Consider the following 17,557-nt stretch of genomic DNA (forward strand, 5'->3'; position numbering starts at 1 on the left):
TTCGGGATCCAGCCGGGACAGGCCGGATTGCATGGGCGCTGCCATAGCAGGAAAAGCCGATGCTGGCAATACGATATAAAGATGTCTTTATGTGGGAATATTCAGCATTCTTCGCCGAAGCGATCGGCAATCAACGTCTCGAGCGCGTTCAGCACCTCTTCGGCCTGGCGGCCTTCGGCTTCCACTTCAATGGAACTGCCGGTGCTCGCAGCCAGCATCATCAGTCCCATGATCGAGGTGCCGCCAACCGTCGAGCCTTCGCGCGCAACCCGGACGACGGCGTCGAACCCTTCGACGGTCTGGACAAAACGGGCCGATGCGCGGGCATGCAGGCCGCGCTTGTTGATGATCTTGAACGATCGCGACTGAACCGGGGACCCTGACGTCATTTTCCGGTCAGCAGGCGGCTTGCGACATTGATGTACTTGCGTCCGGCATCCTGCGCGTCGGCCAGCGCCTTCTGCATGTCGTTGGCGCCGCGAACACCTGCAAGCTTGATCAGCATCGGCAGGTTGACGCCGGCTATCACCTCGATGCGCCCGGAATCCATCACCGATATCGAGAGGTTCGAGGGGGTTCCGCCAAACATGTCGGTCAGAATGATCACACCGTTACCGGTTTCGACACGCGATACCGCCCCAACAATATCCAGCCGGCGCTGGTCCATATCGTCTTCCGGCCCGATGCAGACGGTTTCCAGAGCGGTTTGCGGTCCGACAACATGCTCCAGCGCATGCCTGAACTCCTCCGCGAGCTTGCCATGGGTGACAAGCACCAATCCGATCATTTTGCCTCCAGCAGCATGCGGCCAGCACGACTTTTCGTCAGGCCACGCCAATTGCTTCGCAGTTGCGAACAGTTCATCGAATTCATCTTGGACAGAAGCAGGCGAAGTTCAAGCCAAAAAACGTCAGGAAATAGGCAAATTGCCCTGAGGATGGCCTGCAGGCTCGAAAAACAGCCCCGGTCGCGCGGCGCGAAGTCTCGAAAGCGGTCCAGCTGCGCCATCGTGCCACAGACGCATAAGGGGCATTGTTGCACTGCCACACGAAAAGGTTTCAGATTCGCACGGAACCCGTGTTGCAGCGGAGGCTTCGGTGAGGGCCACCGCACAGTGCATCACCGCCCGATCGACCTGGCGCGCACGGACGATCCCGGTGCCGCGCAGTTCCAGATATCCGCGGATCGGGTCCGGACAGGATGCAACGCAACGATTCCCGTGAACGGTCAGGATGGTCCGGTCATCGGCGACCAGCGCGGCATGCCATCCCAGCGCCTTGGCTTCGGACAGGCAGGCGAAGGCCGTGCTGCTTTTTCCCGCGCCCGAAGGCCCCAGAAACAGAAGCCCGGTCTGGCCGACAATGATCGACGTTGCATGCACCGGTTCACCGGCGGCTACCGAGATGCCGGTCATTTGGTTTCGGCAGGCAGTTCGATGATGAACCGCGCGCCCGCCCATGTGCCGGGCTCGTTGCCGGCGATATTCTCGGCCGTGAGGCTGCCGCCATGTGCCTCGATGATCTGGCGGCTGATCGAAAGGCCGAGGCCTGAATTCTGGCCGAAGTCCTCGCCATCCGGCCGGTCCGTGTAAAACCGCTCGAACACCCGCTCGATCACCTCGGCGCGGATTCCCGGGCCATTGTCCTCGATGAGGACCTGAACCGTGCCGCGGCGACGACCAAGCCGGATGGTGATGCGGCCACCGGTTTCGGGCACGAAGGAGCGGGCATTCTCGATCAGATTGGTGACGACCTGGCCCAGCCGGAGATCGTGGCCAAGCACGGTGAACGCCGACTTGCCGGCGCCGCGCTTGTCGATCTTCAGCTCGATGGCGACTTCCTTGCCGGCGGAGCGGGTTTGCCGGGCGATATCGACCAGATCGGTCAGCAATTGCTGCATGTCGACCGCAACCCCGTCCTGTCGCGCCAGCTCGGCATCGAGCCGCGACGCATCGGAGATATCGCTGATCAGGCGATCCATGCGGCGGACATCGTGCTGGATGACATCCATCAGCCGCTTGCGGGACTGCTCGTTGCGCGCCAGCGGCAGGGTTTCCACCGCGCTGCGCAGCGAGGTGAGCGGATTCTTGAGCTCGTGGCTGACATCGGCGGCAAAGCTCTCGATGGCGGCAATCCGGTCATAAAGCGCATTGGTCATGCCGCGCAGCGCCACCGACAGGTTGCCGATCTCGTCCTGTCGGTCGGAGAAGTCCGGGATCTCCTCGCGAACCCTGGCGCCGCGCCGGACGCGGACAGCGGCGGCCGACAGGCGTCTCAGCGGCGTGGCGATGGTGCTTGCCAACAGCAGCGACAGGACAATGTTGACCATGGCGGCAACGCCGAACACCCGGAAAATGGCCATCCGCTCGGCATGAACGATCTTGTCGATGTCACCGGCCTGGGTGGAAAGCAGCAGGACCCCGAGCACCGCCCGGAAGCGCTGCACCGGGACGGCCACCGAGACGATCAGTTCACCCTTCTCGGTGACCCGCACCACGGCGCCGCGGCCACCGGTCAGCGCGTTCATCACCTCGGGATAGATCGATCCGTCGGCGCCCGGCGGCTCGCGGTAAAGCGGCAGATCGCGGCGCTGGAAGAAACGGTTGAACCACGTCGTCACCATCTCGGTCCAGCCGGGAGACGCGGTTTCGGCCGGCGGCAGGTCATAGCGAAGCACCTGACCGGAGGTATAGAGATAGCGTGAATCGAGAATCAGGCTGGCATCGCCATCATAAATGCGCGCCCGCGTCCGGGTTGGCGAGATCAGCCGGCGCAACACGGGTGCCACGCGCTCCGGATTGATCGGGAAATCCAGATTCTCGTTCGTGTTGCTCGGCGAGATGCTCTGGCCGGCCTGCAGTTCAAGCAGCTTTTCCGGATCGATGGTGATCGAGTTGGTATCGACCGAGGCCGAAGCCGCGACGGCGCCTGCAATGATCTCGCCCTGGGTGAGCAGACTTTCGACCCGGGCATCGATCAGGCCTTCCCGGAACTGGTTGAGATAGAGGATCCCCGACACCAGGACGACGAGCGCCGCCAGATTGAGGAACAGGATGCGGCGGGTCAGGCTCGAGAAGATGAGATTCCCGAACATCCGGCGGACCAGCTTGACCGGGTGAGCCCAGCTTGCCAGCCTCCGGACGTCGGAAGGCGCCGCCTCCCTGCCGTCCGCATTGTCCTCGGTTTCAATTGCCATTTGCGTTTCTGCTACATCCCACGGCCAGTGCGGGAACAGGGGGATTTCACGCCGCTTCCCTGAACCGGTACCCGACCCCGTAGAGGGTTTCGATCATGTCGAAATCGTCATCGACCATTTTGAACTTTTTGCGCAGACGCTTGATATGGCTGTCAATGGTACGGTCATCGACATAGACCTGTTCATCATAGGCGGCGTCCATCAGCGCGTCGCGGCTCTTGACCACGCCGGGCCGCTGGGCCAGCGACTGCAGGATGAGGAACTCGGTCACCGTCAGCGTGACGGGTTCATTCTTCCAGGTGCAGGTGTGGCGCTCCTGGTCCATCACCAGGTTTCCGCGCTCAAGCGACTTGGTCGGCGCCGCATCGGCGCGGCCAGGGGCTGCAGCAGCCGCTTCCCGGTTTGCCGCCCGGCGCAGCACGGCCTTGACGCGCTCGACCAGAAGCCGCTGGGAGAACGGCTTGGTAATGAAATCGTCGGCGCCCATCTTGAGACCGAAGAGTTCGTCGATCTCTTCATCTTTCGAGGTGAGAAAGATCACCGGGATGTCGGATTTCTGGCGCAGGCGGCGCAACAGTTCCATGCCGTCCATGCGCGGCATCTTGATGTCGAAAATGGCAAGCTGCGGAGGACGGGCCAGCAATCCGTCCAGGGCGGAGGCGCCATCGGTGTAGGTTTCAACACGATACCCTTCTGCTTCGAGTGCGATCGAAACCGAGGTAAGGATGTTGCGGTCGTCGTCGACGAGCGCGATTGTCTGCATGTCTGTCGTCTCCATCATGGTCTTGCACCTCCGGGAAGTGCCCCCGCTTTTCCGGATCAGCCGCCCTGAAGCGTCAATTCCGGATCCCGCCGCCACGTCCATGAGGATAAAGTGAGAACAAAATGTGGCACAGTTCCAAACCGGAGTCATTCCCTGAATGCGCGCCGGGCAAACCGGCAACCCCGATTGAACCGATTTAAATAAGTACTGATTTTTTTAAATCGATTAATACTCTGATTTCATTAATTAATCTGAGAATTACTTGTTGTTTTTTAAAATTCCTCTCCCTATGGTCCGGCCAAATTTGAACCTGTCCTGCGCCAGAACGAGAAGGAATCCGAAATGAATAAGGATTTGGGAGTGCGTAATCCGTCAGCCGGAATCGACCTGTGCGGTCTGAACACGACTGGCCTGGTGCGCTACAACACGAGAGAGGCCGAACTGGTCGAACTCGCGGTTGCGCGGGGTGAGGCCACGCTGACGGCGCACGGCGCGCTTCGGGCGCTGACCGGGCAGCACACCGGCCGGTCCGCCAAGGACAAGTTCGTGGTCAGGGACGCCACCACCGACAGCCAGATCTGGTGGGACAACAACAAACCGATGACGCCTGAGGCTTTCGACATGCTGCATGCCGACATGGCAGCGCACGCAAAGGACAAGGATCTTTTCGTTCAGGATCTGGTTGGCGGCGCGGACGCTGACTACGCGCTCAAGTCCCGCGTCATCACCGAGTATGCCTGGCACGCGCTGTTCATCCGCAACCTGCTGATCCGTCCCGACCGCGCGGACCTCGCCGGTTTCATGCCCGAGCTGACGATCATCAATCTTCCGTCCTTCCGCGCCGACCCGGCACGCCACGGCTGCCGTTCGGAAACCGTGATCGCGGTCGACCTGGTACGCGGGCTGGTTCTGATCGGCGGCACCTCCTATGCCGGCGAGATGAAGAAGTCGGTCTTCACCGCGCTGAACTACCTGCTTCCCGCCAGGGACGTGATGCCGATGCACTGCTCCGCCAATGTCGGCCCGAACGGCGATACCGCTGTGTTCTTCGGCCTGTCGGGCACCGGCAAGACCACGCTTTCGGCCGATCCGAAGCGCACGCTGATCGGCGATGACGAACACGGCTGGGGCGAACACGGCGTGTTCAATTTCGAAGGCGGCTGCTACGCCAAGACCATCCGGCTGTCGCGCGAGGCGGAACCGGAAATCTTCGGCACGACCGAACGTTTCGGCACGGTTCTTGAGAACGTCGTGCTGGACGAGCACCGCGTCCCGGATTTCCATGACGGCTCGCTGACCGAGAACACCCGCTGCGCCTACCCGCTGCATTACATCCCGAATGCCAGCGACACCGGCATTTCCGAGCATCCGCACAACATCATCATGCTGACGGCCGATGCCTTTGGCGTCATGCCTCCGATCGCCAAGCTGACGCCGGAACAGGCGATGTATCATTTCCTGTCGGGCTACACCGCGAAGGTGGCCGGCACCGAAAAGGGCGTCACCGAGCCGGAAGCAACATTTTCGACCTGCTTCGGCGCTCCGTTCATGCCGCGTCATCCTTCGGAGTATGGCGACCTGCTGCGCCGGCTGATCAATGACCACAAGGTCAATTGCTGGCTGGTCAATACCGGCTGGACCGGTGGGGCCTATGGAGAAGGGCAGCGCATGCCGATCAAGGCGACCCGCGCATTGCTGACCGCAGCACTCGATGGCTCGCTCGACAGCGTTGAGTACCGCACGGATGCCAATTTCGGATTTGCCGTGCCGGTCGCCGTTGAAGGCGTCGACAGCGCCATTCTCGATCCGCGTTCGACCTGGACCGACAAGGCGGCCTACGACGCTTCCGCCAATCGTCTGGTCGGCATGTTCATCGAGAACTTCGCCAAGTTCGAAGCTCACGTCGACGGCTCGGTGCTTGATGCTGCGCCCGGCTTCAAGGCTGCGGCGGAATAAACACCCGAACGCCTTACACGATCTTTGGCAGGCCCCGTTGACCCAACGGGGCCTGTCGCGCATTTTCCGCTGGTCCAATCCCGGAAGGAGCGTCCCGCCATGACCAGACCCGTCGAAACCGTTGCGCATTCGATTGCCCGGAAGACGGATGCGGAGATGCGGGCGGAGGCACAACGCTTTTTCGAGCTGATGCAATCTCGCAGGACGGTCCGGGACTTCTCGGCCGATCCGGTGGATCCGGAGATCATCCGGCTCGCGGTCCGGGCGGCAGCAACCGCGCCGTCGGGCGCCAATCAGCAGCCGTGGAGTTTTGTCGCCATCGGCGATCCGGAAACCAAACGGGCGATCAGGCTTGCCGCGGAAGAGGAGGAACGCGCCTTCTACGACGGCCGGGCGGGCGAGGAATGGCTCGGGGCGCTGGCTCACCTGGGTACGGATTCCGACAAGCCGTTCCTTGAAACCGCGCCCTGGCTGATCGCGATCTTCGCCCAGCGCTGGGGCGTCGACGCCGAGGGCCGCAAGGTAAAGCACTACTACGTGCCCGAATCGGTCTCGATCGCCATCGGACTCCTCATTGCCAGCCTGCATTCGGCCGGATTGGCGACCCTGACCCACACACCATCGCCAATGGGTTTCCTCAACCAGATCTGCGGCCGGCCAGACAACGAGAAGCCACTGGTGCTGCTGGTGGTCGGTCATCCGGCCGAGGGCGCGCGGGTTCCGGCGATCAGCCGCAAACCCGAGGACGAGGTGTTGTACTGGAAGACCGCGCCATGAGCGCGGACCCGCTACACGCGGCCCGGGGCATCGTCATCGCCGGCTGGGAGCTTGGCGAGAGCTTCATTCGCGCCTCTGGCCCGGGAGGCCAGAACGTCAACAAGGTGGCGACGGCGGTGCAGCTCCGGTTCGACATCCGCAATTCACCTTCGCTTCCCGAGAGGGTGAAAAAGAATGCGCTGAAGCTTGGCGGCAGCCGGGTTTCCAAGGACGGTGTGATCATCATCGAGGCCAACCGGTTCCGGACCCAGGAGCGAAACCGGGCCGATGCGCGGACCCGTCTGGTGGAACTGATCGACCAGGCTTCCGAACCGCCGCCACCGCCGCGGCGCAAGACCAGGCCAACGCGAGGCTCGGTCGAGCGCCGGCTGGCAGCCAAAACCGGCCGCGGCCAGATCAAGAAAGCGCGCGGCAAGGTCACCGAAGACTAGAAAGCGGTGTCATTGATTTAGCCGAAGCTTTTGGTTGGCAGATCACCATGCGCGTGGTTATGTTGCCCGACATTCACTCAGGGAGACGATGACCAATGGGCATTTTCGATTTCATCAAATCGGCTGGCAAGAAGCTGGGCATTGGCGGCGATGATGATGCGCCGGAAGCCGATGCCGTCAAGAAGGAGCTGGATTCGTACAAGCTCGGCACCGACAAGGTCGACGTCAAGGTCGACGGCGACAAGATCGTGCTTTCGGGCGTGGTCGAAGACCAGTCGATCTTCGAGAAGGCCATCCTCGCGGTGGGCAACACACTCGGCATTTCCAAGGTCGAGGCGTCCGAGCTGAAGGTGGTCATTCCCGATTCGGGCCTGTCGCTTGGCAACACCGACATGACCGAACTGGTCAAAGCCTCCACCCCTGCAAAGGAGCCGAAGTTCCACACCGTCAAGAAGGGCGACAATCTCTGGAAGGTCGCCGAAGCCGCCTATGGCAAGGGCAAGGGTCCGAAATACACGGTGATCTTCGAGGCCAACAAGCCGATGCTGACGCACCCCGACAAGATCTATCCAGGTCAGGTGCTGCGCATTCCCGATCTCGAAACCGCCTGAGGCTTCACGAAAACCGAGAAGGCCGGAAATGCTCGTTCTGCCCAAAGGCGTTCGCCATATCCCTGGCCATCTTGATCGGGACGAACAGCACTCCCTGCTTGAAGAGATCCGGGCGGTGGTGCGGCAAGCGCCGCTCTACCGCCCGGAAATGCCACGAAGCGGCAAACCGTTCAGCGTCCGGATGACAAATTGCGGCGAGCTGGGGTGGGTGGCCGACAGGAGCGGGTACCGCTACCAGGACCGGCATCCCGTGACGGGATCGCCCTGGCCGCCAATTCCCGACCGGCTGCTCGATCTCTGGAACGACCTGTCCGGGTATTCGGCACCGCCGCAGGCCTGCCTCGTCAATTTCTACGATTCCAGCGCCCGCATGGGGCTGCACCAGGACCGCGACGAGAGCGACTTCTCCGCTCCGGTGCTGTCGATCTCGCTCGGAGATGCCTGCCTGTTCAGGATCGGCGGAACCGGACGGGGCCAGCCGACCCGATCCTTCCGGCTGGAAAGCGGTGACATCGTCATTCTGGGAGGCGAAAGCCGGCTGGCTTTCCATGGTGTCGACCGAATCTACCCGACGACCTCGACCCTGCTCAAGGATGGCGGCCGCATCAATCTGACATTGCGGCGGGTGACCCCGAGCTGAAGTGCCGCCTTTTCCGAAACCCAGGCTAAAGCTTGCGCAGCGCCACCTGTTCGATGAGGTGATTGGGCGCCTTGCGCAGGATCAGGTCGGCGCGCGGGCGCGTCGGCAGGATGTTCTGGCGCAGGTTTTTCAGGTTGATGTTTTCCCACAGGCTCTCGGCGATGGCACGGGCAGCATCTTCCTTGATCGCCGCATAGCGGTGGAAGAAGGAATCGGGGTTGCGGAACGCGGTCTGCCTCAGGTTCATGAAGCGGTCGACATACCACCGGTGAATGTCGACCTCCTCGGCATCGATATAGATGGAGAAATCAAAGAAGTCCGACACGAACGGGACGATCTTGCCGTCTTCGGGCAGATCGCGCACCTGCAGCACGTTGATGCCTTCGAAAATCAGGATGTCCGGCCGGTCGATGGTGGTGAACTTGCCCGGCAGTACGTCGTAGGTCAGGTGAGAATAGCACGGCGCCTTGACGCTGTGCTGTCCGGCCTTGATCTCGGAGAGAAAGCGCAGCACCGCTCCGACATCGTAGCTTTCGGGAAACCCCTTCCGGTCCATGAGGTTTTCACGCCGCAGAACCTCGTTGGGAAGGAGAAAACCGTCGGTGGTCACCAGATCCACCTTCGGGCTCGACGGCCAGCGCTTGAGAAGTTCGGCCAGTACGCGGGCGGTGGTGGACTTGCCGACCGCCACGGAACCGGCGATGCCGATGATGAACGGGGTCTTGGCGACGTTGGAGAGATTGAGGAAACGCTTGCGCTGCTCGAACAGCAATTGCGAGGATTCCACATGCGCCGACAACAGACGCGACAATGACAGATAGATCCGCCGCACTTCGTCGAGATTGACCGGATCGTTGAGGGACCGGAGCCGCCGGACTTCGTCCTCGGTCAGGGTCATGGGTGTATCGGCGCGGAATTCGGCCCATTGATCCGCCGTGAAAAAGCGGTAGGGCGAAAACTCGTCACCCTTGAAATGATCCAGGGCAGGGGGTTGGATAGTGGTCTGGTCCATGCTCACTCCGCCGTACGGCTCGCCTTCTCGCTCAGGCCCGATTGAACGGTCCGGCCTTCCAGTTCCGCCATCACCTCGCCAAGAGGTATGTCGGCAATCCTTAGCACGACCATGAGGTGATACAGAAGATCCGCCGTTTCACTGACCAGTTCACTGCGGCCCTGTGAGGTCGCCGCGATCACGGTTTCAACCGCCTCCTCACCAAGCTTCTTGGCGGCTTTCGGCATGCCGGCAGCCGTCAGCTTCGCCGTCCAGGACTGCGCCGGATCGGCCTGGGACCGTTCGGAAACGATCCGCTCAAGATCGGCAAGAGTGAAACTGGTCATTGCGGATGTGTCTCCTGGGGGATTTTTCCGAAGGCGCCGTTCAGTTCAGGCGCATGTCGAGCCCGGCATTGGCCATGAAGTGCTTGGCTTCGCTGATCGTATAGGTTCCGAAGTGGAAAATCGAGGCTGCCAGCACGGCGGTGGCGTGGCCGTCGCGGATACCCTCGACCAGATGCTCGAGGTTGCCGACCCCGCCCGACGCGATCACCGGCACGCGAACGGCATCGGCGATGGTGCGGGTCAGCGCGATATCATAGCCGGCCTTGGTGCCGTCCCGGTCCATCGAGGTGAGCAGCAACTCGCCGGCGCCGCGCTCCACCATCTTTTCGGCGAAGGCAACGGCATCGATCCCGGTCGGCTCGCGGCCGCCATGTGTGAAGATCTCCCAGCGGTCGGCCTCTCCGGGACCCGACACCTTCTTGGAGTCGATCGAGACGACGATGCACTGGTTGCCGAACTTGTCGGCGGCTTCGGCGACGAAATCCGGGTTCTTCACCGCTGCGGAGTTGATCGAGACCTTGTCGGCGCCCGAAAGCAGCAATTTGCGGATATCGGCCACCGTACGAACGCCGCCACCGACGGTAAGAGGCATGAAGCAATGCTCGGCCGTCTGCGCGACGACATCGAAGATCGTTTCGCGGTTGTCGGACGAAGCGGTGATGTCGAGGAAGCAGAGTTCGTCGGCTCCCGCCGCATCATAGGCCTGGGCCGCTTCCACCGGATCGCCGGCATCGATCAGATCGACAAAATTAACACCCTTTACGACGCGGCCGTCCTTGACGTCCAAACAAGGGATGACGCGGGATTTCAGGGTCATGAACGGTCCTCGCTCTCGAAAGCCGCAGGCTCGACCGCAAGCGTGCCATTGAGGATACCCAGCGCTTCTGCCGGATCGATGCGGCCGTCATAGAGCGCCCGGCCGGAGATCGCGCCTTCGAGACGGGCGGCGTCGGGCATCTTCATCCGCACGATGTCGGCAATCGAGGCAAGGCCGCCCGACGCGATCACCGGGATTGAGACGGCGTCGGCCAGCTCGATGGTCGATTCCCAGTTGATGCCCGTCAGCACGCCATCGCGGTCGATGTCGGTGTAGATGATGGCGGCGACGCCGGCGCCCTCGAACCGCTCGGCCAGTTCGATGACGCCAAGCTCGGAGGCCTCGGCCCAGCCCTCGACGGCGACCTTGCCGCCCTTGGCATCGATTCCGACCGCCACCTTGCCCGGGAACAGTTTGCACGCTTCGCGCACCAGATCGGGATCGCGCACCGCGATGGTGCCGAGAATGACCCGCGCCAGGCCCTTGTCGAGCCACGCCTCGATATGGGCCAGCGTGCGGATGCCACCGCCCAGTTGCACCGGGTTCTTCGTCGCCTTGAGAATTGCCTCGACCGCAGCGCCATTGACCGACTGGCCTTCGAAGGCGCCGTTGAGATCGACCACGTGCAGCCATTCAAAACCCTGCTCCTCGAAGGCGCGGGCCTGGGCTGCCGGATCCTCGTTGTAGACCGTCGCCGAGTCCATCTCGCCCAGCTTGAGCCGCACGCACTGGCCGTCTTTGAGATCAATCGCGGGAAACAGGATCATGTCAGGGCTTCCATTTGAGGAAATTGGCGATCAGAGCGAGACCCAGCGTCTGGCTCTTTTCCGGGTGGAACTGGGTACCGGCCTTGTTGCCGCGCGCGACGGCGGCGGTCACCGGCCCGCCGTAATCGGTCACCGCGATCACGTCTTCCGGGTTGCTGGCCGTCAGTTGGTAGGAGTGGACGAAATAGGCGTGCAAACCGTCAGGGCCTGTCGGAATGCCGTCGAAGAGCGGATGCGGGGTTTTCAGGTCCAGCGTGTTCCAGCCGATCTGGGGGATTTTCAAGGCCGGATCCGAGGGCTCGATCTCGACCACATCGCCGGGGATCCAGTCGAAGCCGTTGGTCACCGTCTTTTCCAGCCCGCGGGTCGACATCAGCTGCATGCCGACGCAAATGCCGAGGAAGGGACGGGCCTTGTCCTCGACCGCATGGCGCAATGCGGCGTTCATGCCGTCGATCGCATCGAGCCCGGCGCGGCAATCGGCATAGGCGCCGACACCGGGAAGCACCACACGGTCGGCGCTGGCGACATGATCCGCATCGGCGCTGAGCGTGACGGTGGCGGAAATGCCGGCTTCGCGGGCAGCCCGTTCGAATGCCTTGAGCGCCGAGCGCAGATTGCCCGACCCGTAATCGACTATGACAACCTGCATCAGGTTCAGTTCCTTTCAACCGGCACTAGGCCGATGGAGCCGGTCTCCCGGACGGACGGACGGCCCAGTCTCAATGGCGGGATATTCGGTTTGACGCTCGCAGGCATCGGGGATTTCCTGTCTGCCAAGGCATGCGCCGCGTGGATTTCGAAGGCCACATCGGCGTCATCCGTTTCAATCACATCGACCAGGCGCCAGCCACGACGCTGGAGTGCCGCCGCCCGCCAGTTGCGGCCTTCGAGCGCCGTCAGCAACGACAGCGCCAGATCGAGGGCGATCCCCAGAGCAGGCTGGCCGGCAGAGCCGGCAAGATAGGTGGCCACGGCCATGACCAGAACTGCCGCAAGAGCTTCCAGCCACAACCGGTTGAACAGCAGCCAGATGACCGGCGCAATGAGCGCCCAAGGTGCAAAACGATCAGCGATCACCACCGAACGCTCGTCAGGTATCTGTGCACCCGGACTGGCCAGTACGAGATAGGCGGTCATTGGTTTCTCCGATCGGCCCGGCCCGCAAAAGCCTCAGACCAGCGACCCCTTGGTCGAGGGAATCCGGTCCTTCTGCCGCTGATCAACCTCACAGGCGACGCGCAGCACGCGCGCGACCGCCTTGAAGCAGGTCTCGGCAATGTGATGGTTGTTGGCGCCATAAAGATTGGTGACATGCAGGGTGATGCCGCCATGCTGGGCCAGCGCCTGGAAGAACTCGCGCACCAGTTCGGTATCAAACGTGCCGATCTTCGGCGCGGTGAAGGTCACGTCCCAGACCAGAAACGGCCGACCGGAAATGTCGATGGCGGCGCGGGTCAGCGTCTCGTCCATGGCGAGATCCAGCGACGCATAGCGGTTGATGCCCTTGCGGTCGCCCAGAGCCCTGGCCAGCGCCTGGCCGATGGCGATGCCGGTGTCCTCGACCGTGTGGTGATCATCGATGTGCAGATCGCCCTTGGCCTTGATCTCCATATCGATCAGCGAATGGCGCGACAGCTGCTCGAGCATGTGATCGAAAAAACCAACGCCGGTCGAAATGGATCCGGTTCCGTTGCCGTCCACGGACAGGGATACGGAAATGTCGGTTTCGTTGGTCTTGCGGGCAACGGAAGCGCTGCGCGCGGTCTCGGTGGTGGCCATCGGTCGTCTCCGAACGCTATGATGATGCGCTCATTATCAGCCCGCAATGCAAATATCCAGAACGGCTTTCGCGATTGCGAAACAGGGTGCACGGCGCAAGAACGCCCGAAGGCGGATTTGCATTCGTTGCACGGGTCCTTACATAGGAATGACCTCATCATAGTGCGGCCGTCGCGCCGCTTGCAGGAAAGGATGCCACATGGGCGAGCACAACCCCTTCGGCGACATGCACGCAACCACGATCATCACCGTGCGCAAGGGTTCGCAGGTGGTGATGGCCGGGGACGGCCAGGTCAGCCTTGGCCAGACGGTGATGAAAGGCAATGCGCGCAAGGTCCGCCGAATCGGCAAGGACAACAACGTGATCGCCGGATTTGCCGGGGCCACGGCCGACGCCTTCACGCTGCTGGAACGGCTCGAGGCCAAGCTTGAGCAATATCCCGACCAGTTGACCCGGGCTGCCGTCGAGCTTGCCAAGGACTGGCGCACCGACCGCTATCTCAGAAGGCTCGAGGCGATGATGCTGGTGGCCGACAAGACGGTGACGCTGGCGATCACCGGCAATGGCGATGTGCTGGAGCCCGAACACGGCACCATGGCGATCGGCTCGGGCGGCAACTATGCCTATGCCGCCGCGCGGGCGCTGATGGACAGCGACAAGAACGCCGAGCAGATTGCAAGGCGGGCGATGGAGATCGCCGGCGACATCTGCGTCTACACCAATTCGAACATCGTGATCGAAACCCTTGAACTCGATTGATGGCGGCAATGCCGGTATTCTTCATCCGGATGTTTCACGTGAATCACACGGTGAGGATCGCCCGGCTGCGCTGATCGAAGCTTCCATGACCGGCGGCAAAGTGCTGAAGGCAGGGAAATCTCATGATTGACGAAGCAACGCTCGATCGCGCTGTGAACGCCGGCATTGTCAGCGCTGCACAGCGTGACGCACTGTTGTCCCTTGCGCTTGAAAGACGCGGGCCCGCGGAAAGCCCCGTCCTGTCTGTCGATGACCAGATGCGTCTTGTCGGCGGCGGCAACGACATCTTCGTCACCGTCGGTATCGTGCTGTTGTTTTCAGGCGCCCTGTTTGCACTGCAGGCCGTGTTGCCGCGCGACAGCATGATGCTCGCAGCCCTGCTGGCTGCGGGAAGCTGGATCGTTGCGGAGATCGTCACCCGGCAGAAGCGGATGCGGCTTTCGAGCACATTGCTGGCGCTGGTGTTCAGCGCCTCGGTCCTGACCCTGCTCATTGATTTCATCGGGACGCAGTTCAGCCTGCCGGGAGCGATCAACGCTTTCTCGCTGCTGGCGCTCAAGGATGACGCACTGCCGATCGGGCTGATCCTGGCTGGCGGCCTGATCGCGGCTTCGGCTGTCTATTTCATGCGGTTCAAGGTTCCGGTGCTTGCGGCAATCGTTGCAATCTCAGCCACAAGCTTCGCGTTTCTGATCGCCATGCTGGTTTATTACGAGCAGATGGCCAGCGGCGCTATTGCCGCGCCGGCTCCCGACCAGCTGGCGCAGGTGGTTTCAAGCGCGCTGAGCATTCCGCTGGTTTGCGGGTTCGTTGTGTTTGCGGTGGCGGTCATTCTCGATCTGCGCGACCGGGAACGGCAGACCGTCTGGTCGGATTGCGCCTTCTGGCTGCATGTTGTTTCGGCGCCGCTCTTGGTGCATCCGCTGTTCATCCTGGCCACCGGCCAGGATGTGCTTGCCGGCCGGATCGAACCGGGGATGGGCGCCAGCATCCTGCTTGGCCTGATGATCGCCGCATTCGTGCTGGTGGCGCTCGCCATCGACCGCCGTTCCCTGCTTGCGCCGACGCTTGCGTATTTCGGCTCCGTCGGGATCTACTACCTCGTCAACGAGGCGGCCAACACGACCGGCATTCCGCCCTTTGCCCTGATCCTCTTGACCATCGGCGCCATCGTCATCCTGTTCGGGGCGGGCTGGCAAAGGATCCGGCGCTTGATTATCAGCCCGCTGCTTCCCACATCGGTGCTTGAGAGACTTCCCCCCATAAAGGCATGATTCCGACATGAGCAATTTCTCCCCACGTGAAACCGTCACCGAACTCGACCGCTTCATCATCGGCCAGAAGGATGCCAAGCGGGCTGTCGCCATCGCGCTGAGAAACCGCTGGCGGCGGCAGAAGCTCGAAGGGATGTTGCGCGAAGAGGTGATGCCGAAGAACATCCTGATGATCGGACCGACCGGCGTCGGCAAGACCGAGATCTCGCGCCGGCTGGCGAAGCTGGCGGGCGCGCCGTTCGTCAAGGTGGAGGCAACCAAGTTCACGGAGGTCGGCTATGTTGGCCGCGATGTCGAGCAGATTATCCGCGATCTGGTCGAGGTTGGAATCACGCTGGTGCGCGAGCGCAAGCGTGCGGAGGTGCAGGCAAAGGCCAAGCTGAATGCCGAAGAAAGGGTGCTCGACGCATTGGTGGGCAACACCGCCTCGCCCGCGACCCGGGACTCCTTCCGCAAGAAGCTGCGCGACGGACTGCTCGACGACAAGGAAATCGAGATCGAAGTGGCCGACAGCTCGTCCGGGATGCCGCAATTCGAGCTTCCGGGAATGCAGGGCGCCAATGTCGGCGTTCTCAATCTTGGCGACCTGTTCGGCAAGGCAATGGGCGGGCGGACACGCAAGATCAAGACAACGGTCCGCGAATCGCATGATTCGCTGCTCAATGACGAGTCCGACAAGCTGCTCGACATGGAACAGATCCACCAGGAAGCACTGAAATCGGCCCAGGATGACGGCATCGTCTTCATCGACGAAATCGACAAGATCGCATCGCGCGAAGGCGGAATGGGCGCGGGCGTTTCCCGCGAGGGCGTGCAGCGCGACCTGCTGCCGCTGGTGGAAGGCACGACGGTGGCGACGAAGTACGGACCGGTGAAGACCGATCACATTTTGTTTATCGCGTCGGGCGCGTTCCACGTGTCCAAGCCGTCCGACCTGTTGCCGGAGCTGCAGGGTCGTCTGCCGATCCGGGTCGAGCTCAGGGCGCTCGGCAAGGATGATTTCCGCCGGATCCTGACGGAGACCGAAGCCAGTTTGATCAAGCAGTATGTGGCCTTGATGGCGACCGAAGACCTGACACTGGAATTCACCGAGGATGCAATCGATGCGCTGGCCGAAGTCGCCGTGCACCTGAATTCGAGCATCGAGAACATCGGCGCACGGCGTTTGCAGACAGTCATGGAGCGGGTTCTCGACGAGATTTCTTTTACGGCTCCAGATCAGCCGGGCTCGACAATCACGATTGATTCAGACTATGTCCGGGAACACGTTGGCGACCTAGCGCAGAATACAGACCTGTCGCGTTTTATTCTCTGATCCGCGATTCCTCGAAGCGCTTCGCAAGCAATACGTGATCCGTGACCTGCGTCAGGTCGTAGATCTGTTTACGTGGTGGAGAGGAAGATGATCGTGCCCAGCTCAAAGTTCAACGCCGTGATAGCGATCGCGATCGCATTCACCATGAGCTTTGCCGCCGTGCCGCCGACCTACTCGGCCGAACCGGTCGCCAAGGGAAACCGCAACGTCCGCCAACCCGACATTCCGGGTGCATCCAAGCGCCGCACCGAGGCGACCAAGTCGACGTTCGATGCGAAATACGAGAAGATCCGCGATCTGATCGCCGACGATGCCAAGCTCCGCCGGAAAATCCGGTCGGTGTCGAAGGCCTACAAGATCGACCCGATTCATATCGTCGGGGCACTGGTCGGCGAGCACACCTACAATGTCGATGCCTATGACCGGCTGCAGACCTATTACGTCAAGGCCATCTCCTATGCCGGAGAAAGGTTTCGCTTCGAATATGATGGCGAAAGCGTTCTGGATTTCGTCAAACGTCCCGAGTTCGAGGACTGCAAGGAAGATTCGGGCTCGGCCAAGCTGTGGACCTGCCGCGAGGAAGTCTGGGAAAAGAGCTTTCGCGGCAAGAAGGTATCGGGCAAATCCTTCCCGGACGACCGGTTCGGCGCCGTGTTCTTCCAGCCGTTCTATGCCGGGCAGACCTTCGGGCTGGGCCAGCTCAACCCGTTGACTGCCCTGATGCACACGGATCGCGTCAACAAGGTTTCGAGGCTGAGAAAACTCGATGCCGGCAATGCCGCCGAAGTCTACAAGGCAATCATGGAGCCGGATTCGACGCTCGCCTACATGGCAGCGTCGATTGCCGAGTCGATCGAGAACTACCGGGACCTGGCCGGATTCGACATTTCCGGAAATCCCGGGCTGACAGCAACCCTGTACAATGTCGGCAACAGCCTGCGCCGGGCCAAGGCCCTGGGCGCGGAGAACGAAAAGCGGAAGAAGCGCGGCCTGAAACCGAAGCCTCCAACCGAGAACTACTACGGCTGGCTGGTCAACCAGCATGAAGACGAGTTGCGCGAGATCATCGAGCGCTAGGCACTTTCAGGAACAGTGGTCACCGGTTTCGCGTCCGGAACTGCATGAAAGCAA

At 61.8% G+C, this 17,557-nt stretch carries 22 protein-coding genes; 10 read left to right on the plus strand and 12 right to left on the minus strand.

The annotated features are described in order from the left end of the window. Positions 1-101: 101 nt before the first annotated feature. The 5 genes from O4H62_RS11420 to O4H62_RS11440 form a co-directional block, all read right to left on the minus strand. Positions 102-389 carry an HPr family phosphocarrier protein gene (locus O4H62_RS11420; RefSeq protein ID WP_269387885.1) on the minus strand — a complete coding sequence of 96 codons (288 nt, stop codon included), beginning with the start codon at positions 387-389 and terminating at the stop codon, positions 102-104. Next, the gene (locus O4H62_RS11425) at positions 386-787 is read right to left on the minus strand and encodes a PTS sugar transporter subunit IIA (RefSeq protein ID WP_269387887.1); all 402 of its coding nucleotides are present in this window, start codon (positions 785-787) and stop codon (positions 386-388) included. Before O4H62_RS11425 ends, O4H62_RS11420 begins: the two co-directional genes overlap by 4 nt. A 123-nt stretch (positions 788-910) precedes the next feature. Next, complete coding sequence (locus O4H62_RS11430; protein ID WP_269387889.1) at positions 911-1,414, minus strand: HPr kinase/phosphorylase; 504 nt, start codon at positions 1,412-1,414, stop codon at positions 911-913. Next, positions 1,411-3,093, minus strand: a complete 1,683-nt coding sequence (locus O4H62_RS11435; RefSeq protein ID WP_269388572.1) for a sensor histidine kinase — start codon at positions 3,091-3,093, stop codon at positions 1,411-1,413. Before O4H62_RS11435 ends, O4H62_RS11430 begins: the two co-directional genes overlap by 4 nt. A 148-nt stretch (positions 3,094-3,241) precedes the next feature. Continuing rightward, positions 3,242-3,958 carry a response regulator transcription factor gene (locus tag O4H62_RS11440; protein ID WP_269388574.1) on the minus strand — a complete coding sequence of 239 codons (717 nt, stop codon included), beginning with the start codon at positions 3,956-3,958 and terminating at the stop codon, positions 3,242-3,244. Between the two features lie 342 nt (positions 3,959-4,300). On the opposite strand from O4H62_RS11440, the gene O4H62_RS11445 reads away from it, so the two are divergent. The 5 genes from O4H62_RS11445 to O4H62_RS11465 all read left to right on the plus strand — a co-directional run bounded on the left by O4H62_RS11445 (position 4,301) and on the right by O4H62_RS11465 (position 8,373). Next, entirely contained in the window at positions 4,301-5,914 is a 1,614-nt protein-coding gene (locus O4H62_RS11445; RefSeq protein ID WP_269387891.1) for a phosphoenolpyruvate carboxykinase, read from the plus strand. A 99-nt stretch (positions 5,915-6,013) separates the two neighbouring features. Further along, the gene (locus O4H62_RS11450) at positions 6,014-6,691 is read left to right on the plus strand and encodes a nitroreductase family protein (protein ID WP_269387893.1); all 678 of its coding nucleotides are present in this window, start codon (positions 6,014-6,016) and stop codon (positions 6,689-6,691) included. Continuing rightward, positions 6,688-7,122 carry an alternative ribosome rescue aminoacyl-tRNA hydrolase ArfB gene (gene arfB / locus O4H62_RS11455; protein WP_269387894.1) on the plus strand — a complete coding sequence of 145 codons (435 nt, stop codon included), beginning with the start codon at positions 6,688-6,690 and terminating at the stop codon, positions 7,120-7,122. Before O4H62_RS11450 ends, arfB begins: the two co-directional genes overlap by 4 nt. Positions 7,123-7,217: 95 nt before the next feature. Then, on the plus strand, positions 7,218-7,733 hold the full coding sequence (gene lysM / locus O4H62_RS11460) for a peptidoglycan-binding protein LysM (RefSeq protein WP_269387895.1): 516 nt from the start codon (positions 7,218-7,220) through the stop codon (positions 7,731-7,733). Positions 7,734-7,761: 28 nt separating this feature from the next. Beyond that, entirely contained in the window at positions 7,762-8,373 is a 612-nt protein-coding gene (locus O4H62_RS11465; protein WP_269387897.1) for an alpha-ketoglutarate-dependent dioxygenase AlkB family protein, read from the plus strand. A 25-nt stretch (positions 8,374-8,398) separates the two neighbouring features. On the opposite strand, the gene coaA is transcribed toward O4H62_RS11465, so the two are convergent. The 7 genes from coaA to hisB are packed head-to-tail and all read right to left on the minus strand — an operon-like array spanning position 8,399 to position 13,077. Beyond that, positions 8,399-9,385 carry a type I pantothenate kinase gene (coaA, locus tag O4H62_RS11470; protein ID WP_269387898.1) on the minus strand — a complete coding sequence of 329 codons (987 nt, stop codon included), beginning with the start codon at positions 9,383-9,385 and terminating at the stop codon, positions 8,399-8,401. A gap of 2 nt (positions 9,386-9,387) precedes the next feature. Then, positions 9,388-9,711, minus strand: coding sequence for a phosphoribosyl-ATP diphosphatase (locus tag O4H62_RS11475; RefSeq protein ID WP_269387901.1), 324 nt, complete (start codon positions 9,709-9,711; stop codon positions 9,388-9,390). Positions 9,712-9,751: 40 nt separating this feature from the next. Next, entirely contained in the window at positions 9,752-10,528 is a 777-nt protein-coding gene (gene hisF / locus O4H62_RS11480) for an imidazole glycerol phosphate synthase subunit HisF (protein WP_269387902.1), read from the minus strand. Next, positions 10,525-11,295, minus strand: coding sequence for a 1-(5-phosphoribosyl)-5-[(5-phosphoribosylamino)methylideneamino]imidazole-4-carboxamide isomerase (gene hisA, locus O4H62_RS11485; RefSeq protein WP_269387903.1), 771 nt, complete (start codon positions 11,293-11,295; stop codon positions 10,525-10,527). The genes hisF and hisA overlap by 4 nt, the downstream gene beginning before the upstream one ends. Before the next feature lies 1 nt (position 11,296). Then, positions 11,297-11,947, minus strand: a complete 651-nt coding sequence (hisH, locus tag O4H62_RS11490) for an imidazole glycerol phosphate synthase subunit HisH (RefSeq protein WP_269387905.1) — start codon at positions 11,945-11,947, stop codon at positions 11,297-11,299. A 5-nt stretch (positions 11,948-11,952) separates the two neighbouring features. Next, a complete protein-coding gene (locus tag O4H62_RS11495; protein ID WP_269387907.1) occupies positions 11,953-12,435 on the minus strand; it encodes a DUF2628 domain-containing protein in 483 nt (160 codons plus the stop codon). Positions 12,436-12,468: 33 nt separating this feature from the next. Continuing rightward, positions 12,469-13,077, minus strand: coding sequence for an imidazoleglycerol-phosphate dehydratase HisB (gene hisB / locus O4H62_RS11500; RefSeq protein ID WP_269387909.1), 609 nt, complete (start codon positions 13,075-13,077; stop codon positions 12,469-12,471). 199 nt (positions 13,078-13,276) lie between these two features. Between hisB and hslV the strand changes: the two genes are divergently transcribed. From hslV to O4H62_RS11525, 5 genes are all read left to right on the plus strand, one after another. Then, positions 13,277-13,837: an ATP-dependent protease subunit HslV gene (hslV, locus tag O4H62_RS11505; protein ID WP_269387911.1), complete on the plus strand. Its 561-nt coding sequence runs from the start codon at positions 13,277-13,279 to the stop codon at positions 13,835-13,837. Next, positions 13,824-13,967: a hypothetical protein gene (locus tag O4H62_RS11510; protein ID WP_269387913.1), complete on the plus strand. Its 144-nt coding sequence runs from the start codon at positions 13,824-13,826 to the stop codon at positions 13,965-13,967. Before hslV ends, O4H62_RS11510 begins: the two co-directional genes overlap by 14 nt. Then, positions 13,960-15,111 (plus strand): hypothetical protein, encoded by a 1,152-nt coding sequence (locus O4H62_RS11515; protein ID WP_269387915.1) that lies wholly within the window; start codon positions 13,960-13,962, stop codon positions 15,109-15,111. The genes O4H62_RS11510 and O4H62_RS11515 overlap by 8 nt, the downstream gene beginning before the upstream one ends. A 7-nt stretch (positions 15,112-15,118) precedes the next feature. Continuing rightward, a complete protein-coding gene (gene hslU / locus O4H62_RS11520; protein WP_269387917.1) occupies positions 15,119-16,426 on the plus strand; it encodes an ATP-dependent protease ATPase subunit HslU in 1,308 nt (435 codons plus the stop codon). An 87-nt stretch (positions 16,427-16,513) separates the two neighbouring features. Further along, the gene (locus O4H62_RS11525) at positions 16,514-17,503 is read left to right on the plus strand and encodes a DUF1402 family protein (RefSeq protein ID WP_430538421.1); all 990 of its coding nucleotides are present in this window, start codon (positions 16,514-16,516) and stop codon (positions 17,501-17,503) included. Positions 17,504-17,557: the final 54 nt, after the last annotated feature.

Origin of the sequence: Parahoeflea alexandrii, from assembly GCF_027214025.1 — a bacterium.
Classification (GTDB): Bacteria; Pseudomonadota; Alphaproteobacteria; order Rhizobiales; family Rhizobiaceae; genus Hoeflea; species Hoeflea alexandrii_A.

What these genes read in the sequence shown, in the direction of transcription:
- O4H62_RS11420 (WP_269387885.1), bottom strand. Translation starts at nt 389, where the DNA reads ATGACGTCAGGGTCCCCGGTTCAGTCGCGATCGTTCAAGATCATCAAC.
- O4H62_RS11425 (WP_269387887.1), bottom strand. Translation starts at nt 787, where the DNA reads ATGATCGGATTGGTGCTTGTCACCCATGGCAAGCTCGCGGAGGAGTTC.
- O4H62_RS11430 (WP_269387889.1), bottom strand. Translation starts at nt 1,414, where the DNA reads ATGACCGGCATCTCGGTAGCCGCCGGTGAACCGGTGCATGCAACGTCG.
- O4H62_RS11435 (WP_269388572.1), bottom strand. Translation starts at nt 3,093, where the DNA reads ATGTTCGGGAATCTCATCTTCTCGAGCCTGACCCGCCGCATCCTGTTC.
- O4H62_RS11440 (WP_269388574.1), bottom strand. Translation starts at nt 3,958, where the DNA reads ATGCAGACAATCGCGCTCGTCGACGACGACCGCAACATCCTTACCTCG.
- O4H62_RS11445 (WP_269387891.1), top strand. Translation starts at nt 4,301, where the DNA reads ATGAATAAGGATTTGGGAGTGCGTAATCCGTCAGCCGGAATCGACCTG.
- O4H62_RS11450 (WP_269387893.1), top strand. Translation starts at nt 6,014, where the DNA reads ATGACCAGACCCGTCGAAACCGTTGCGCATTCGATTGCCCGGAAGACG.
- arfB (WP_269387894.1), top strand. Translation starts at nt 6,688, where the DNA reads ATGAGCGCGGACCCGCTACACGCGGCCCGGGGCATCGTCATCGCCGGC.
- lysM (WP_269387895.1), top strand. Translation starts at nt 7,218, where the DNA reads ATGGGCATTTTCGATTTCATCAAATCGGCTGGCAAGAAGCTGGGCATT.
- O4H62_RS11465 (WP_269387897.1), top strand. Translation starts at nt 7,762, where the DNA reads ATGCTCGTTCTGCCCAAAGGCGTTCGCCATATCCCTGGCCATCTTGAT.
- coaA (WP_269387898.1), bottom strand. Translation starts at nt 9,385, where the DNA reads ATGGACCAGACCACTATCCAACCCCCTGCCCTGGATCATTTCAAGGGT.
- O4H62_RS11475 (WP_269387901.1), bottom strand. Translation starts at nt 9,711, where the DNA reads ATGACCAGTTTCACTCTTGCCGATCTTGAGCGGATCGTTTCCGAACGG.
- hisF (WP_269387902.1), bottom strand. Translation starts at nt 10,528, where the DNA reads ATGACCCTGAAATCCCGCGTCATCCCTTGTTTGGACGTCAAGGACGGC.
- hisA (WP_269387903.1), bottom strand. Translation starts at nt 11,295, where the DNA reads ATGATCCTGTTTCCCGCGATTGATCTCAAAGACGGCCAGTGCGTGCGG.
- hisH (WP_269387905.1), bottom strand. Translation starts at nt 11,947, where the DNA reads ATGCAGGTTGTCATAGTCGATTACGGGTCGGGCAATCTGCGCTCGGCG.
- O4H62_RS11495 (WP_269387907.1), bottom strand. Translation starts at nt 12,435, where the DNA reads ATGACCGCCTATCTCGTACTGGCCAGTCCGGGTGCACAGATACCTGAC.
- hisB (WP_269387909.1), bottom strand. Translation starts at nt 13,077, where the DNA reads ATGGCCACCACCGAGACCGCGCGCAGCGCTTCCGTTGCCCGCAAGACC.
- hslV (WP_269387911.1), top strand. Translation starts at nt 13,277, where the DNA reads ATGGGCGAGCACAACCCCTTCGGCGACATGCACGCAACCACGATCATC.
- O4H62_RS11515 (WP_269387915.1), top strand. Translation starts at nt 13,960, where the DNA reads ATGATTGACGAAGCAACGCTCGATCGCGCTGTGAACGCCGGCATTGTC.
- hslU (WP_269387917.1), top strand. Translation starts at nt 15,119, where the DNA reads ATGAGCAATTTCTCCCCACGTGAAACCGTCACCGAACTCGACCGCTTC.
- O4H62_RS11525 (WP_430538421.1), top strand. Translation starts at nt 16,514, where the DNA reads ATGATCGTGCCCAGCTCAAAGTTCAACGCCGTGATAGCGATCGCGATC.